The sequence below is a fragment of the Nostoc sp. ChiSLP03a genome (genome assembly GCF_034531215.2).
Lineage (GTDB): Bacteria > Cyanobacteriota > Cyanobacteriia > Cyanobacteriales > Nostocaceae > Nostoc.
This window is the reverse complement of the sequence record NZ_JAVRBQ020000155.1, coordinates 70,206-87,670: the sequence shown is the minus strand read 5'-3', so window position 1 is coordinate 87,670 and position 17,465 is coordinate 70,206. Positions and strand designations below refer to the sequence as shown.

The 17,465-nt window shown below is 41.4% G+C and carries 13 protein-coding genes; 7 read left to right on the top strand and 6 right to left on the bottom strand.

Going from position 1 to position 17,465, the window contains the following annotated elements; all coding sequences use genetic code 11:
* Window positions 1–175: 175 nt before the first annotated feature.
* Window positions 176–925, bottom strand: coding sequence for an SGNH/GDSL hydrolase family protein (locus tag RMY32_RS26530; RefSeq protein WP_322709447.1), 750 nt, complete (start codon window positions 923–925; stop codon window positions 176–178).
* Between the two features lie 600 nt (window positions 926–1,525).
* Between RMY32_RS26530 and RMY32_RS26525 the strand changes: the two genes are divergently transcribed.
* The 4 genes from RMY32_RS26525 to RMY32_RS26510 all read left to right on the top strand — a co-directional run bounded on the left by RMY32_RS26525 (window position 1,526) and on the right by RMY32_RS26510 (window position 8,784).
* Window positions 1,526–2,911: a calcium-binding protein gene (locus RMY32_RS26525; RefSeq protein ID WP_322709445.1), complete on the top strand. Its 1,386-nt coding sequence runs from the start codon at window positions 1,526–1,528 to the stop codon at window positions 2,909–2,911.
* A 454-nt stretch (window positions 2,912–3,365) separates the two neighbouring features.
* Window positions 3,366–3,647, top strand: coding sequence for a hypothetical protein (locus RMY32_RS26520; RefSeq protein WP_094350381.1), 282 nt, complete (start codon window positions 3,366–3,368; stop codon window positions 3,645–3,647).
* A 388-nt stretch (window positions 3,648–4,035) separates the two neighbouring features.
* Window positions 4,036–5,223 (top strand): TRC40/GET3/ArsA family transport-energizing ATPase, encoded by a 1,188-nt coding sequence (locus RMY32_RS26515; protein WP_322709444.1) that lies wholly within the window; start codon window positions 4,036–4,038, stop codon window positions 5,221–5,223.
* Window positions 5,224–5,478: 255 nt separating this feature from the next.
* Window positions 5,479–8,784 carry a GAF domain-containing protein gene (locus tag RMY32_RS26510; protein ID WP_322709443.1) on the top strand — a complete coding sequence of 1,102 codons (3,306 nt, stop codon included), beginning with the start codon at window positions 5,479–5,481 and terminating at the stop codon, window positions 8,782–8,784.
* 197 nt (window positions 8,785–8,981) lie between these two features.
* Here the strand turns inward: RMY32_RS26510 and dnaN are convergent, their stop codons facing one another.
* The 4 genes from dnaN to dnaA form a co-directional block, all read right to left on the bottom strand.
* Window positions 8,982–10,145 (bottom strand): DNA polymerase III subunit beta, encoded by a 1,164-nt coding sequence (gene dnaN, locus RMY32_RS26505; protein ID WP_322704682.1) that lies wholly within the window; start codon window positions 10,143–10,145, stop codon window positions 8,982–8,984.
* 104 nt (window positions 10,146–10,249) lie between these two features.
* The gene (locus RMY32_RS26500; protein WP_322709441.1) at window positions 10,250–10,636 is read right to left on the bottom strand and encodes a PIN domain-containing protein; all 387 of its coding nucleotides are present in this window, start codon (window positions 10,634–10,636) and stop codon (window positions 10,250–10,252) included.
* A gap of 32 nt (window positions 10,637–10,668) precedes the next feature.
* Complete coding sequence (locus RMY32_RS26495) at window positions 10,669–10,890, bottom strand: hypothetical protein (RefSeq protein ID WP_322709439.1); 222 nt, start codon at window positions 10,888–10,890, stop codon at window positions 10,669–10,671.
* Between the two features lie 275 nt (window positions 10,891–11,165).
* On the bottom strand, window positions 11,166–12,548 hold the full coding sequence (gene dnaA, locus RMY32_RS26490) for a chromosomal replication initiator protein DnaA (protein ID WP_322709437.1): 1,383 nt from the start codon (window positions 12,546–12,548) through the stop codon (window positions 11,166–11,168).
* 293 nt (window positions 12,549–12,841) lie between these two features.
* Between dnaA and RMY32_RS26485 the strand changes: the two genes are divergently transcribed.
* Window positions 12,842–14,086 carry an HhoA/HhoB/HtrA family serine endopeptidase gene (locus tag RMY32_RS26485; RefSeq protein WP_322709436.1) on the top strand — a complete coding sequence of 415 codons (1,245 nt, stop codon included), beginning with the start codon at window positions 12,842–12,844 and terminating at the stop codon, window positions 14,084–14,086.
* Between the two features lie 126 nt (window positions 14,087–14,212).
* Complete coding sequence (gene def, locus RMY32_RS26480; protein ID WP_322704675.1) at window positions 14,213–14,743, top strand: peptide deformylase; 531 nt, start codon at window positions 14,213–14,215, stop codon at window positions 14,741–14,743.
* A 177-nt stretch (window positions 14,744–14,920) separates the two neighbouring features.
* Here the strand turns inward: def and RMY32_RS26475 are convergent, their stop codons facing one another.
* Window positions 14,921–16,612: an NAD-binding protein gene (locus tag RMY32_RS26475; protein WP_322709434.1), complete on the bottom strand. Its 1,692-nt coding sequence runs from the start codon at window positions 16,610–16,612 to the stop codon at window positions 14,921–14,923.
* Window positions 16,613–16,928: 316 nt separating this feature from the next.
* Here RMY32_RS26475 and RMY32_RS26470 point away from each other — a divergent pair, with 316 nt between their 5' ends.
* Window positions 16,929–17,426, top strand: a complete 498-nt coding sequence (locus RMY32_RS26470; RefSeq protein WP_322709432.1) for a hypothetical protein — start codon at window positions 16,929–16,931, stop codon at window positions 17,424–17,426.
* Window positions 17,427–17,465: the final 39 nt, after the last annotated feature.

Below are 17,465 nucleotides of genomic sequence, written 5' to 3'. Positions count from 1 at the left end.
TCCAAACGCAATGTAACTTAGAGAGTCTTAATAAAACATAGCATCAAGTTTATCAGAACCCAAAATTATCAAGGCTTTTTTGGGATTCTTTGTCACTCAACCAAACCTACCATTCTAAATTTCTTTATGTGTAGCAGTATTTTTACTTTTAATTTCCGTTAATTGATTCTGACTCCTAAATACTGACTTCTGAATTCTTTCTGAAGATGTACTCAACTAATTGTTGAATCATTTCGGCATCTGTTTCACTTAAACTTTCTAACTCAATTCTATTGTTTTCTTGTGGCGTACTAGAGTCGCTACTATATATACGACGAGTCAAGCCTACAGGACTATTACCATAAAGTGTTGTATAGAATACACACGCTGCTACATACGATCCAATCGGACTAGGGTGGCTTCGATCCGAACTGTAAAGGTTTAATTTCAGATTCGCTTCCTGAATTTTTTGCCAAGCTATTCCCACAGGTGCAACTTTAGCTTTCAGTTCTTGAGCAATGTTCATATAAGCATCAGTCAATATCTGTTGCGTTTCTGGTTGATTTTGCTTTGCCCAAGTTAAGTAAAATAGTGTTTGGGAATTAACTCGTTTAATTTCGGCATCAAACAGAGTAGCGTACTTGTACATTTCCTGGGGATTGGTCATTGGTAAAGTACTTTGCTCTTGTAGTACTACGTAATCCCAGCGTTTCGCTTTCAAAAGCCTGAGTGCTTTACCACGTTTCCAGTGGTTTTGAAGTGTCGCTCCACCAATCACAACCATTTCAGTTTCTAACTTTTTAGTTTCTTTCGCTGAGGCAGCTAACTGTTGTGTCAACCAAGGAAGATCGTTGAAATATGTATAGCTGTTGCCAATAAATAAAACTCTGATTGCCTGTTGTTCAGCTACGGGTAAAGAATTTCTCTGGATTTGCCTTGCTAACATATTAAACAAGACAATTATCAGAAAAAGGAATAAACATACATATACTATCTTGGTATTGCTCATCTTCCCTGAAATCTTTGAAGTATAACTTATTTTTAGACAGGATTTTTTTGGAAATAGTTCTGACTATTGATAAGTGGATGAAATTTTTTCCCAAGAGATTGCAAATTTTACCTAACCTAAAACTCCATAAGTTATTTTGCAATTATATTGCCTAAATTGTCCAAAGTTGCTTTAGTTGATGAACTTACTCTTCCATCCCCGTTGCCTCTTAATCATTTTTTGATGGGGGAGAGCGAACAACTACGGTTGGCTAACTAATTTGATTTGGGTCTTTGATTTTTTCGCTACCCGTAATTCTTCTAATTTTGGCAGACTATGAACTTTTATAAAAAATTGGCTGACTCTGCATAAAACTTGTGCGTCCAAAGTAGAGTAAACAGGTACTAGCTTGATGAAGATGAATTGTCGTTTACTCGATCTGTTATTGCCTAACCCTTGTTTAGAAACTACTGCTTATAAACTTAGAAAATTCTTCTTCAAAGAGCAAGACTTTCACAGGTTAAAACTTCAACACACACAATTGCGGAAAATTATATTATGTCCAGACTAATTGTTTCTTTACCCCCATTCATAGGCACTTCTGGTTCCGATTTAGTGGTGGGACAAGAGGATAATGCAATCCCAGCAATTGGAATTGAGGTTCTAAAAAACGGAGTCATCGATACTCAAGCAGGTAACGATACTATCGAGGGTAGTGGCACTGGCGGCGACGACACTGACGCTGGTGGCACAGGCACAGGCATTGCTAACAGTGGCATCATCAATGCAGGGACTGGAGACGATACCATCTCTGGCACAGGCAGTGGTGGTTCCGGGTATAGAAACTTTCAACCTGGTACAGGAATCTCTAACACTCAGGGTGGTTACATTAATGGAGAAGACGGAAAAGATTTGATCGAGGGAACCGGAACGGGAGGTGACGGAAATGGTGGAATAGGTATCCAAAACACTCAGAAGAGCCGCATTGATGGAGGATTTGGGGATGATTCTATTGAGGGAACTGGAATTGGAGTATTTCAGGGGAATGCTATAGGAATCTCTAACAGTCAGAGCAGCAACATTAATGGAGGAGAAGGGAACGATTCCATCAAGGGAACTGGAACTGGTGGAATTAGTAGTACTGGAGGAGAAGGTACAGGTATCTTCAACAGTGGTGGTAGCAACATTAGTGGAGAGAAAGGAAACGACTCTATTGTTGGTATCGGCAAGGGCAGTGATGCAATGGAAGAACCTTTTAGATCGTACGATGCGGGTAGGGGTGTAGGCATCTCCAACAGCAAGGGTAGCACGATCGCTGTTGGGCAGGGAAACGACTATCTCTCTGGCACAGGCACAGGCGGTGCAGGGTTCTACGCTGATGACCCTTTTGGGCAAGGCCCAGTGGAGCTTGCACCTGGTGTAGGTATAGGCATTATTAACAGTGGCACAATCAATTTAGGCGATGGCAATGATACCCTTATTGGCACTGGCATTAGTCAAGGCACAGGTATTCTTAATACTGATGGCATTATTTATCAAGGGTCAGGAGCTGATATCCTTACTGGCTATGGCACCAGCATTGGCATTCAAGGTGGCACCATTGATGGCGGAAATGGTAACGATTACTTCAAAGCTCGTCGAATTGATGCTAACGGTAATACTGTTTCCGATCAAGGGGGCGCTATTGCCGATGTCTTGATTAAGGGTGGAAGTGGAAATGACATATTTGATGTTGGTTACGGTAATGCCACGATCGATGGTGGATCGGGATCGGATAAGCTAATTCTGTCCGATCTCAAAAGTGATTACATTATTACAGGTACAGGCAGCCCCAACAATTACACCATTAAGCGTGATGAGTTCACCTTGAATGTCTTGAATGTTGAGGAAATTGCTTTTAGTGGCGTTCCTCTACAGCAAAATGTGCTTGGGACTGTGAATTAGGAATTTCCAACAAATAAATTATCCAATCTTGTGGAGTGGGATGAGGGCTTGATAACCGCAGCAGCCGGTTATCTCAAGTGCAACAAGAACACTTCACTTTTTGTAGTACTAAAAATTACCCAAAGTTATACCATTTTAGATTCTAGATTTTAGATTTTGGATTGGGAATTGCCTTGGTGCGTCTGGCTTGGTATGAATCCATCTGTCGCAATCATTTTTCAAATTGGTGTTAGCACACAAAAAGCAACACTCAAGCCTTGTAACGACTAGTGTCTAGAGGTATAGATATTTGCTATGAGAATAAAAAATCTAATTGCTAGTAAATAGCCCTGATCGCAGTTTTTAGATAATTCAACCATAGTGCATAGTAGCACAACTGCCCTATTGGGGATTGAAACAAAATCACTCAATACTTTAGAGTTAATAATAAACTCAACTGCAAAGCGCGATCGCAATGACTGATAAAGAACTCAAACATCTAATTGAGAGTAATGCTAAAACAGTCCAAGCTATGTTAGATGAAATGGCAGAAGCACGACAAGAACGCCAAGAACTTCGAGAAGGAATGCTCCAAATTCAGAATGCAGTCGCACAATTAACGAATATACAAGAGAGAATAACCAATTTACTAATTTCTATTGATGGCGATCGCCCCACAATTCTTAAAAAACTCTCAGCACTAGAAACTAAGCTTGACCAGTTATTGCAGCAAAACCCAACCGATGAGTTAGGCTAAATACTCACACGTTCGGAACTTGAAAGCAAAACTATTCAAGAGTTACGTGATTTCTGCCGTCGTTATGGTTTAAAAGCAACTGGTAACGCTGGATATAAAACTAGCTACGTTACTTCACTTATAGCCTTCCCTGCGATCGCACTCAATCAGATCGAGGAAGGAAGAGGAATAAAACGGCTGTAACCCTTGTCTGGTAGGGAGTGAGTTAGACTTAAAGTATTACTTGGAGTTTTTTTGAGGTTAAAAGTGTGCGAGCATTTATTGAGCATCAATTATAAGTATTTATTTATACTTGTTATTGGCGTTTAATTACTTAAGCTATGGTATTTGAGCATTAACTGAGCATTTTCTGAAAAATAAACTCTCAAAGCATAGGTTTTTTGTTTATATGCGTGTAATTTTGATGACTGGTAAAGGCGGCGTGGGCAAAACTTCCGTCGCTGCTGCAACTGGACTCCGTAGTGCGGAACTGGGCTATCAGACGTTGGTTTTAAGTACAGATCCCGCTCACTCCCTCGCAGACAGTTTTGATATGGAACTGGGACATACACCCCGAAAAATTCGCCCAAATCTCTGGGGTGCTGAACTTGATGCACTGCAAGAACTGGAGGGAAACTGGGGTGCTGTGAAACGTTATATTACCCAAGTTTTACAGGCAAGGGGCTTAGATGGCGTACAGGCGGAGGAATTAGCAATTTTACCAGGCATGGATGAAATTTTTGGCTTGGTAAGGATGAAACGCCATTACGATGAAGGTGAGTTTGATGTCTTAATTATCGACTCAGCCCCCACTGGCACAGCATTGCGTTTGCTGAGTTTACCGGAAGTCGGTGGCTGGTATATGCGTCGTTTTTACAAACCATTTCAAAACATCTCGGTAACACTTCGACCCCTGGTTGAACCTTTGTTTAGACCAATTGCCGGTTTTTCGCTACCTGATAAAGAAGTGATGGATGCACCTTATGAGTTTTATGAACAAATTGAAGCTCTGGAAAAAGTATTAACAGATAATACTCAAACCTCAGTTCGTCTTGTCACTAATCCCGAAAAAATGGTGATTAAAGAGTCTCTCCGGGCCCATGCTTATCTGAGTTTATATAACGTTGCAACAGATTTAGTCGTGGCGAATCGGATTATTCCAAATGAAGTCCAAGACCCATTTTTTCAACGTTGGAAAGAAAGTCAGGAGCAATATCGCCGAGAAATTCATGATGATTTTCACCCTTTGCCTGTGAAAGAAGTTCCCCTATTTTCTGAGGAAATGTGTGGATTGGCTGCATTAGAACGCCTGAAAGAAACTCTTTATAAAGATGAAGATCCAACTCAGGTTTATTACAAAGAAACAACTCTTAGAGTAGTGCAAGAGGAAAACCAATACAGCTTAGAACTTTACTTACCTGGTATTCCTAAAGACCAAGTTCAACTAAGTAAAACTGGAGACGAATTAAACATTACTATTGGCAACCATCGTCGTAACTTAGTTTTGCCACAAGCCTTAGCAGCACTACAACCAGGCGGAGCAAAGATGGAAAATGACTATCTAAAAATCCGCTTTGTTGACAATACAAGAGTTTAATTTTGTTGAACTTTACTTTGTCAACAAAAACTTAAAACTAAAAAGCAAGAATTTTATCTTGTAGCTAGTACAGACGCAATCTTTTTAGCGTCTGTTTTTATGATTTTTTGGTGAATTTTAATCAAAGCGAAAAAAATATTTTTATTAATGATTTGACCGTAGTTTTACTGAAGACAAATTGATCGAATAACTTTCACAATGTCTTTAGATTTAATTATGCCACTTTTCAAATTATTAATTTATTTTGCTATAACAATGACCTCCAATCCCGAACAAGATTTACCCTTATGTCGCGATGAAGAAAGTTTTCTGCGCCGCATTACAAACCGTATTCGACGCAGCTTAGAGTTAGAAGAAATTATAACAGTAACAACGACAGAAGTGCGATCGCTATTAAAAACCGATCGAGTGATGATTTACAAATTTCATCCTGATGGTAGTGGTCAAGTAATTGCTGAATCGATTAATAAAAATTGTTTGCCGTCGCTACTAGGACTAAATTTTCCCTACGATGACATTCCATCTTATGCCCGCGAACTATTTATCAAATCACGGGTGCGTTCTGTTGTGAATGTTGAAACTAAAGAGATTGGTCAAATTCACCTGCGTGATTTGGATAATGGAGATATCTTAGAGGAGATCCGTTACCGCCCTGTAGACCCTTGCCATATTGAATATTTGACGGCAATGGGGGTAAAATCCTCTGTAGTAGCACCTATTCTCTATCAAGATCGACTTTGGGGGCTGCTGGTGTCTCATAATTCCCAAGCGCGTTTGATTTCAGAATATGAGCTAGAAGCCATACAAATGGTAGTCGAGCAGCTGTCAATAGCGATCGCTCAAAGTACCCTTCACACTCAAGTTCGCAAAACAGCCGAACGAGAAGCGATCGTTAACCGCATTGCTACCTTATTACATTCACTGCCGACGATTGTCTTACAGCCAGCCCTAGAAGCAGCTGTTGCTGCCTTTAATGGTGTTGGTGGCAGGCTTTGTATTAGAAATGAAGCTCTTGATTTCCATAATGGCAACGTCACCAGCTTAACAGAATGCTTAATACCAGGAAATACTTGTATAAAGCTTTATATCTGTGGAGAGCAACCTGTAATGCCAGAACAAACTATATATCCACTAATCGAACAGTATAGTATCTGGCAGGAACACTACAAGTCTACTAACTACGATGTTTGGGCAATTTCAGATATATATAACACTCCTGGCTTGCGAAGTTTGCAAGTTGCTTTTCAACCAACTAAAATTCGCAGCATATTGATGATTCCACTCCAGTATCGTCAGCAGCTGTTGGGCTACTTAAGTATTTTCCGCAACGAGATAGATACAGAAACTTTATGGGCGGGACAGCATGAGGGCGATCAAAGGCAACAGTATCCCCGGCGATCCTTTGAGGTTTGGCGCGAATCTAAACAAGCACAAGCTCAAAAATGGACAATTGAAGAGATTGAACTGGCTAGAAACCTCAGTAAACACTTCGCTTCTGCAATTCAGCAATATGAATTATACCAACAAGTCCAAGTCTTCAATGAAAATTTAGAAAAACAAGTTAGAAGGCGCACAGCTGAGTTACAACGGACAACTGAACAACAACAAGCTGTGTTTAAAGTTATTGCCGAAATTCGAGAATCTTTAGACACAAATACGATTTTTCAAACCACAACTAAAGAAGTTTGTCAATTAATCAAAGCCGATCGCGTTTCTGTTTATCGTTTTGATGCTAATTGGGGTGGTGAATTTGTCGGAGATTTTGAGGCTGCGAGTCCATACTGGTCGAATGAATCTGAACTAGGTATTAACACAATTTGGAATGACACCTACTTACAAGACACACAAGGAGGACGCTACCGCAATAATGAAACATTTGCAGTCGATGACATCTACAAAATGGGGTTTACTCAGTGTCATCTCGACAATCTAGAGCAGTTTCAAATTTACGCTTTTGTGCTTGCGCCAATTTTTGTTGGACAAAAACTTTGGGGTTTGCTGGCAACTTATCAACACACTGGCCCTCGGCAATGGAAAACTTCTGAAGTTAACTTTCTCAGTCAGATTGCCGCCCAAATGGGGGTAGCACTCCAGCAAGCTGATTTACTATCTCAGACACGACAACAGACATTAGATTTGCAACAAGCAGCAGAACAACAACGGGTATTGTTTGAAGTTGTGGCGAAAGTTAGAGAATCTCTCGATCTAGATGCAATTTTTCAGGCAACTACTCAAGAAATTTGTAAATCATTACAAGCGGATCGAGTTGCAGTCTACCGTTTCCAGGCTGATTGGAGTGGTGAATATATTGCCGAGTTTGTGGGCGATAACTGGTTAAAGTTAGTAAATTCTGATACAAATACAATTTGGCAAGATAGCTATTTACAAGAAACCCAAGGTGGGCGATATCGTCACAATGAAACCTTTGTAGTCGATGACATCTATGAAGTTGGCCACTCTCAATGCCATGTTACGGCTTTAGAGCAAATTCAAGCAAGAGCTTATGCGATCGCACCTATATTTATCGGGCAACAGCTATGGGGCTTGTTAGCAGCTTACCAGAATTCTGCACCCCGTCATTGGGAAGCTTCAGAAATTAAATTTATTACTCAAATTGCCAATCAGCTTGGGGTTGCACTCCAACAAGCCCAATTACATCATCAAACCAAAGAGCAGACGCAAAAGCTAGCTCAAGCTTTGCATGATTTACAGCAAACTCAAACCCAACTGATCCAAACTGAAAAAATGTCCTCACTAGGGCAATTGGTAGCGGGTGTGGCTCACGAAATTAATAACCCCGTGAACTTCATTTATGGCAACATTAATCATGTCAACGATTACACCCAAGATTTACTCAGTATCCTAGACCTCTATTTGCAAAATACTCCCAACCCTAGTCCTGAAATTCGCGATCGCGCCTTTGAGATCGACTTAGAATTTATCATCGAGGATTTGCCTAAAACTCTATCTTCCATGAAAATTGGGGTCGATCGCATCCGGCAGATTGTATTGAGTTTACGGAATTTCTCTCGCCTTGACGAAGCAGAAAAAAAACCAGTTGATATTCATGAGGGTATTGATAGTACCTTGCTAATTTTGCAGCATCGCTTGAAAGCAAAACCAGAAAGTCCGACGATTAAATTAGTCAAAGAATACAGCAACCTTCCTTTAGTAGAGTGCTATGCCGGGCCGCTAAATCAAGTATTCATGAATGTTTTAAGCAATGCGATCGATGCTTTAGAAGATTACACAGAATCTCAATCAAAACCTCATAGCAGCCAAATTACTATCCGTACTGCTTTTGGAGAACTTGAAGGCAATATCAAGAGTGTAGTAGTTCGGATTGCAGACAATGGGCCAGGAATACCCGAAGCTCTCAGAGCAAGAATCTGCGATCCCTTTTTCACAACTAAGCCAGTGGGAAAAGGCACTGGTTTGGGATTATCAATTAGTTATCAGATTGTTGTAGATAAACACGGTGGTGTTTTTAAATGTCATTCTCAACCGGGGTTAGGTACAGAATTTTGGATTGAAATTCCGATTAAACAAATTCGTCATTAGTTATTTGTCATTTGTCATTGGTCATTGGTCATTTGTACAGAGTTTCGACTGCGCTCAACTACTGCGTAGTCGAAACTCACTACAAGTCAGGGCAAGTCGCTCAACTACCGGGCAGTTTTCTTCCAGCAAAAACTGCCCGACGATCGTGGACTCGCTTGCCGCCGACGCTATCTGCTTCCTGCCTTCCTTAATAACTTCTAACTTCTAAGTTGCACCGGCATAGCTAAATAGGTCATTTTCAAACCTCCCAATGGTGTAAAAATCACTGGAGTTAGGCTTTGATTTAAATGCATTTGAATTTCTGAAGATGGTAACTCTTTCAAGCCTTCCATCAAATATTTAATATTAAAGGCAATCTCGATATTTTCACCAGAAATTTGGGCGGGCATCGGCTCTCTACCACTGCCTACATCTTGAGCTTCACAAGATAAGGTAATTTCTTGGGCTTCGCTATCAATACTGAGTTTAACAATATTATTTTTCTGATCGGCTAACACAGCAATCCGCTCCAAAGTGCTGACAAATTGTCGCCGTTCGATTGTTACTTGTCGCTCAAATTGGCGGGGAATTAATTGTCGATAAGCAGGATATTGTCCTTCTAATGTGCGACTAGTCAAGCGTTGATTTTGCCATGCAAATACAACTTGACCTCGATCGAAATATAAAGCTACAGGTTCATCTGATGAGGCGCTATGAGCTAACATTCGTTGAAGTTCGCGTAATGCTCTAGCTGGTACTGTCACTTCTACTTGACTAGTTCCGCCTAAAGGACGCTCGTTGCTAGTTTCTACGACTGCGAGGCGATGTCCGTCTGTAGCTGCAAATTCTAGGGTGTCTTGTTTAACTGTTAAATGCACGCCAGTGAGTACTTGCTTGGTTTCATCAGCACTGGTAGCAAACAATGAACCGCGTAATCCTTCAATTAATGCGGTGGTGGTGAGATGAATTACTTCTGTATTTTCAATTACAGGCAGTTCGGGAAATTCTTCCGGCCCCATTGCTCGGACTTGGTAATGTCCACTCTTGGGTGTGAGTGTGACAATTAAACCTTCTCCACCAGATGTTGCACCTGTCAAGGCTGATTCATCGTCTAAAGTGATTTCGCCTTCTGGAAGACGAGAGGTGATGTCTACAAGTAACTTAGCAGGAAGTGCGATCGCCCCACTTTCCCATACCTCTGCGTTAAAGCTGGTGCGGATTCCCAAGCTGAGATCGAAGGCTGTTAAGCTTACTTGGTTAGTTTGGGCATCCGCTTGTAACAGCACATTGGCAAGTACTGGATGAGTTGGTCGTGAAGGTACTGCACGACTAACGAGTGAGAGGTTTGTACTGAGATCGCTTTGGGAGCAAACTAATTTCATAAGTCAGATACAGCTTGTGAAAGATATCCTAACATCCTTATGTTTATAGGCGATCGCTATTTGTTTGATTAGCGTGTAGGCGTAGGCATAGCTGATGAAGTTGCTTAAGGGTAAAAAACTCGTTTAAACGGTTGGTTACGATAGCGCCGATAAATATTAAAATCTTTATCCAGTGTGGCGATTGCAGCGACATTCAGGCGTTCAGAAATTACCACAAGGGATAAATCCGAAAAATCTCCTGGCAAATCAGCATACTGGGCATTCAGTTCAGCAATCCGAGCAAAATCTTGAGACGTAAGCGATTCACACTCGTAGATGCGATTTGCTAGGTGGGACAGAAACTCGTTTTGCACCTGCCAGTCAAAGGCTAATAGCCACATCACTTCAGTGACACAACCTTCACTTGTTACCAATCGACTGGTACATCCAGCAAAAAACTCAACCACCCGATCGTGATGTGAGTCTGCTGAGTCGTAAAAAGCAACTAACAAACCTGTATCTACTTAAATCGTAGGATAATAGGTCATGATTCCTGTTGGTGGCTCTGCTTTATCCGCGATGCAATAACCGCTCTCCAAACATCTCGGTCTGATAAATTACCAACATTAAGCAAATGTTGGGGAATTCCTCCCATACGCTCTAGAATGCTTTGCTCAGATGGCTGGCTTTGCTCACTATCAGATGTAGAATTTTTCTGATCCTGTCTACCTTTTATGAATAGCAAGAAGTCTAACACTTCTTCCACTAGAGAATCTGAAACTTGCTCTTGTGTTCAATCCGATTATGATATTAGGCAAGTTTAGCTTGTGGAAAACTTGTGGAAAAGTACTTGAGTTTTTCCACAAGGTAATTATACTTAATTAAGTTTTGACTGTAGAATATCAAGTTTTCCCCAGTTTTTTCCACAATTGAAGTTAAATTTAATCCATTTTTAGACGTTACTTAATATTCTTGACTAATTCTTCAGCCGTCAAAGCTCATAATTCAGACTGCTGCTTGTGGAAAACTTACAATACATCTTCAAGATGGTTTTTGAGAACGGCTAGTCATATTGATGCGATCGCTCAATTCACGTAGAGTTTGTACTAAGGTGCGATCGCTCTCCTGGAGTTGGGTAATTTTATCGCAACTATAGATTACCGTTGTATGGTCTTTACCACCAAACTCCTCGCCTATTCTCGGCAAACTCAAGGTTGTGTGTTGGCGCATGAGATACATTCCTAATTGACGCGCCCAGCTAATCTCTCTTCGTCGCGAGTTACCTTTGAGGTCATCTATTGAAACATCAAAATTATCCGCCACCACCTTTAAAATTGCTTCTGGGGTAGCTGCCATTTTTTCGTTAGGCGGTTCTAAAACTGGCGTGATATTTTCCACCGTCATCGGTAAACCCCAAATAGAAATATAAGCTACCGCCCGAATTAAAGCTCCTTCTAATTCTCGAATATTAGAAGTATAGTTAGAAGCAATATACTCAATTACATCGCGGGGAAGACTAATATTTTCATCCTCAGCTTTTTTCTGTAAAATTGCCATTCTCGTTTCTAAATCGGGCTTTTGGATATCTGCAATTAAACCCATAGAAAACCGAGAACAAAGACGTTCTTGCAAGCTAGGAATCTGGTTGGGCGGACGATCGGAAGCAATGACAACTTGTTTACCAGCTTCATGTAAAGTATTAAAAGTATAGAAAAATTCCTCTTGGGTATATTCCTTTCCTTCCAGAAACTGAATATCATCAACTAATAAAACATCAGCCGCTCGGTAATGCTCTCGGAAACTTTGCATACTATCCTTACGGATAGCTGTAATTAAATCATTAGTAAATTGCTCAGTAGAAACATAAAATATTTTACAATTAGGAAAAATTGCATAGCGATAATGACCAATAGCTTGCATCAGATGAGTTTTACCCAAGCCAACACCACCGCATAAAAACAAAGGATTAAACTCTTTCCCTGGAGATTCTGCAACTGCTAAAGAAGCAGCATGAGCCATACGATTGTTAGCACCAACTACAAACCGCGAAAAGACATATTTAGAGTTTAAGTCGGTAGTTTGATGATTGTGATTAGGAACAGCTTCAGAAATACTGCTGGAATTTGGTGATTCCCAAGCAACCTCTCGTTCACTAAAATGAGAAACTTGATCGCCTTGAGCAACAGTAATGTAAATTCCTACGGGATGACCGAGAATATCTTGGACTACATGAGCAATCGTATTGATGTAATACTTCTGTAACCAATTACGAGCAAATGGGTTAGGAGTGCGGATAACCAAACAATTATTTTCTAATCGCTCTGCACTAGCAGTTTTGATCCAAGTTTCAAAGGTAGGTCGGGATAGTTCAAGCTTTAGGCGCTCTAGTACCTGACTCCACAGACTTTCTATGGGAATTTCCATTATCCACCACCTTTGCTGCTAATCGTCACAATAGAAGAGAAAGCACTAATTTAGCATTGAGACACGCTAGACCTAAAATAAGCTTTTAAGTTGTAACCATTTTGGGATCTACCCAGTAGGCAAGATCCTAACACCCACTGACCAAACCGAGTGCTGAGTGCTAAGTGGTGAGTAAAATAAAATTTCTCACAGCTTTTGTACCCAATATATGCATCGTCCCTAATGAGCGGTTTTAACTCAGCACTTTGCACTTTTAACTCAGCACTCTCATTGACACGGAGAAGCAACGACACATGAAGATAACAAACCATCACTCAGCACCCAAAAAGATTGAAACCAGGGGTTTACCCCAGAGGTTGTGGATGCTCTCATACGGGGTAGCAGTGGTGTTCCTGGGGAGCTGCTCTCTTTTACCTGCTAGGACTGTTGATAATCAGCAAAGCGATACTCAAGCCCAAAACACAACACAACCTAATCCGGTAATTGTCCCCCCACCGATTTTCTCTTCGTCTGGAGATCCTAATTTTGTAGTGAAAGTAGTGCAACAGGTGGGGCCTGCGGTAGTTCGGATTGATTCTTCCCGAACAATTACTTCTCGCGTACCAGACGAATTTAACAACGATCCATTTTTCCGGCGGTTTTTTGGAGAAGGAGCGCCACAGCCTAGACAACGCGTAGAACGCGGTAGTGGCTCTGGATTTATTATTAATTCTTCCGGTCAAATTGTTACCAATGCCCATGTGGTAGATGGTGCTGATAGAGTGACTGTTATACTCAAAGATGGCCGGACTTTTGATGGGAAAGTTTTGGGTGAAGACCCAGTAACAGATGTGGCAACGATCAAAATTAATGCGAATAATCTGCCAACTCTAGCTGTGGGTAACTCCGATGCCTTACAACCAGGAGAAGCTGTAATTGCCATTGGTAATCCATTAGGGTTGAATAATACCGTCACATCTGGAATTATTAGTGCTACAGGGCGTTCTAGTAGCGATATCGGTGCAAGTGACAAGCGGGTTGATTACATCCAAACGGATGCTGCAATTAACCCTGGTAATTCCGGTGGACCATTGCTCAATGCTCGCGGTCAAGTGATTGCAATGAATACAGCGATTATTCGAGGCGCTCAAGGCTTGGGATTTGCTATACCCATTAACACCGTGCAAAGGATAGCCCAAGAATTAATCGCTAAAGGCAAAGTGGATCATCCTTATTTGGGTGTGCAGATGGTGACATTGACACCAGAAAATAAAGAAAGAATCAAAAATGTCGCAGGCGATCGCTTAAATCTGACAGCAGATGAAGGCGTTTTGCTAGTTGAGATTGTGCCGCGATCGCCTGCATCTGTGGCTGGTTTACGAGTCGGTGATGTGATTAAAAGCATTAACAGCCAGCCTGTTACTAAAATTGAAGAAGTACAAAAGCTAGTAGAAAAGAGCAAAATCGGTACTAAATTACCCATAGAAGTGGAACGCAATGGGCAAATTGTCCAAGTAGGAGTTCAACCTGCTCCTTTGCCAGTCAGACGTGAAGGATGAAGTTAGTCATTTGTCATTAGTCATTTGTCATTAGTCATTTGTCATTTGAAAAACAACTGACATACTATACTTCCCCAATGCCCCATGCCCAATGCCCAATGCCCCATTCCTAAAAGGATTTTTATCATGACTGAATTAGCGCCAATAATTCAATTAGGCAATCCAACATTGCGCCAAAAAGCTGCTTGGGTTGAAAATATTCAAGATGAGCAGATTCAAAAATTAATTGAAGATTTAATCGCCACTGTTGCCAAGGCTAACGGCGTGGGAATTGCTGCGCCTCAAGTAGCACAATCTTATCGTTTATTTATTGTGGCTTCCCGTCCTAATGCTAGGTATCCCAATGCGCCAGAAATGGAACCTACTGCCATGATTAATCCCAAAATCATTGCTCATTCAACTGAAGTTGTCAAAGATTGGGAAGGTTGTTTAAGTGTTCCAGGAATTCGGGGGTTAGTTCCTCGGTATAAATCTATTGAAGTCGAATACACTGACTCTGAAGGCAATTTACAAAAACAAGAATTAACCGATTTTATCGCTCGGATTTTTCAACACGAGTACGATCATCTCGACGGTATTGTATTTGTAGATCGTCTAGAGAACACTCTTGATATGATTACTGAGCAGGAATACCAACAACGAGTAGTTAACAAATAAATGGGAGCAGGAGGTAGGGACAAGGGGGACAAGGGGGAATTATTGAATAAGTCTCTCCCTTGTCTCCCCCCTCTTCCTTGTCTACCTTGTCTCTTCTTCATTCCCAATGACGGCAGTTGCTCCACTTGAGGAGACCCCAAGACCGCACTGCCTCCCCAATGCCCAATAACGAATTATTTAAGCGTGTGCTTCACAAACTTGCTCGCCCCGCCACAATTGATATAGCCGCGTCGCTGGCATTGTCATATATAAAACGTCACCATCACTGAGATTAGTTTCTAATAAATCCCAGCCGTGAAGAGTTTGGTGGTTTGTTTCTACGTACAAAGGTACACAGTCAGCAGACATTGCTACATCTTTCACCCACTGACCGCAAAAGATGTGTGAAGCTGTAATGACAGTGGCAAAAGCTACCCAAAGACTATCGGCTGTGATGCCATTGCCCAGGATACGTCCCCCTAGCGCAGCAGCAGCAAAAGCTGGCGCTGCTAATTCAGCCGGACTCAGCACTGCATCGAAGCCAAATAGCTGTTGGGCTATGCCAGCAAAATCAGGATCGCCATAATGAACAATCACCGGAATACTGGGTGCCAAACCTTTGGCTTTGAGGGCAATTTCCAAATTGGTAGCATCATTGCTAGTAACAGTAATCACTGCGGCGGCAGAGTTTATATTGCTAGCTTTGAGTATTGTGCGGAAGCTGGCATCACCCTGAATCACAGGGATACCGAGTTCGCGGGCGGTGTTGATATATTTACTGTTGGAGTCGGGTTCAACGACGACAACTTCATGTCCACTGGCGTGGAGTTGCTGAACAATTCTCACCCCAATACCACTCAAGCCACAGACAATGTAGTGCGATCGCTGGGGAATTCGGGCTGCATCCCAAAATTGCTTAAAGCGGCTTCCTAAGACAAAATCGGTGAGCATGGCATACCAAATACCAATCACCACTGCTCCAACCAGCATCATAATAACAGTAAATAACTTAATACTGTTAGGAGCATTTTCTACTACTTTGTCATTGCCACCGGCTCCGGTAATCATGCCTACAGAAAAATATAGAGCATCCACAGGAGACAAGCTCAACTCAGCCGACATATAGGTAAACGTAGCGATCGCAATAACCGTCAATAGTGCAATAGCACCCACCACTACCGATCGCCCGTGTTCCTGAAACTGCCTCAGATTAGTCATAACTTTTAGCAGTTTTCTAATCAACGATCTTCGGGGAGAACGGATGCGGGGTTGTGTACCAATAATTATGCGATCGCCTACTTGAATCTCTTGGCCAGCTATGACAGCTGATACCAAATCCATCTCACCTTTGACTGGTAAGTAATAAATTAGCATCCGCGATCGATCTGACCACAATTCACTCAGCTTTCGACCTTTCCAGAAGTGGTTTTGATCGATGTATTCTTCGTGAATTGGCCAAGTTTGCTGAAATAATTTAATTTGTCCGATCGCTCGGTTTCCCAGCGCTGCAAAGGTGAATACGGGTGCTGCTAATCCGACAACACTCATACTCAAATGGTCTGGCAAACTTTGATCTAGGCGCTCTCCTAAATTTGTATTATAAAAACGGTTGATAATCCGAATCTGGGGATTCAGCACCCGCGCTTGCATCATAATAGATAAATTCAGAGCATCTTTAGATCCAGCGATGACTAAAGTGTGTGCCTGTTGAATTCCCGCTGCTGTCAAGGTAGAAGCTGCTTGTAAATCTCCAACAATCACATCTCCTGCGGTTTCGCCAGGGATAGATTGGTGATGAATGCCAACAACGAAGGCTCCCTGATGTCTCAGCAGACGAAAGGTTTTATATCCGGTACGTCCTAAGCCACAAACAATAATTCTGGGTTTCATGAAACGGCAGCATCTTTTACAGGTAGGGCTGCATTTCTAGTTAGTTATCAATATTGATTGTTGCCCATTTTCCTGGAATATTACTGTAGCTGACAACACGATTGTTTTAATTGGGCAGGGGGCAGATCGTGGAGAATGTCAGAGACAAGTCAGAAGGCAGAAAGAGGATTAAATGTTTTAGTTTTGCTTTCTGTTATTAATTTGTTTCTTTTACTTCTCTCCTCCTGCCTCCTGTTGTTTTTAATAAGATGGCACTTTTACAAATTTTTGAAAGTCGATGTTATTTGGATACCTGAAAATTGAAGAGATTTAAATTATGAAAAGTTTGATCCAATTGGCAGCCTTTGGTACTATTTTATTCCCCTTAATTGTGGCAGGAACCATAGCTGCTACAGCGAAAGCACAGCCACAGCCAAGGTCAGAGCCTATTTCTGCCCCTCATGTAACACTGAATGTACAGCGTAGCAGTGGTACATGTCCTCAAACAATTGGATTGTGGTGGTTTATTCTCCCTTATGAAGGCGGTGCTGAACACACGGTAGTAGCAAATACCAGAGAGTTTGCAGATGAAACTAAATTAGTTTCATCTAATAATAAGCAGTTTGTAGAATTTGTTTCACCTTTACGCAGTAATTATGCTTCTTGTGTAGGTAGAACTCGTAGGCAAGAATATAGCTTCTACAATGCAGAATTTAAGCAAAAAAAATCTTATTTTCGTGTGGATTTGCGAAAAATTGATGCATCCCTTAGCCTAATCACTTACAAAAGTGTAGTAGCTTCCCGCCCATCTGACATAAGGGCGATCGCTGACTAACTCCTCAATGGTTAGTTTGACACCTCAAATAGTAGAGTT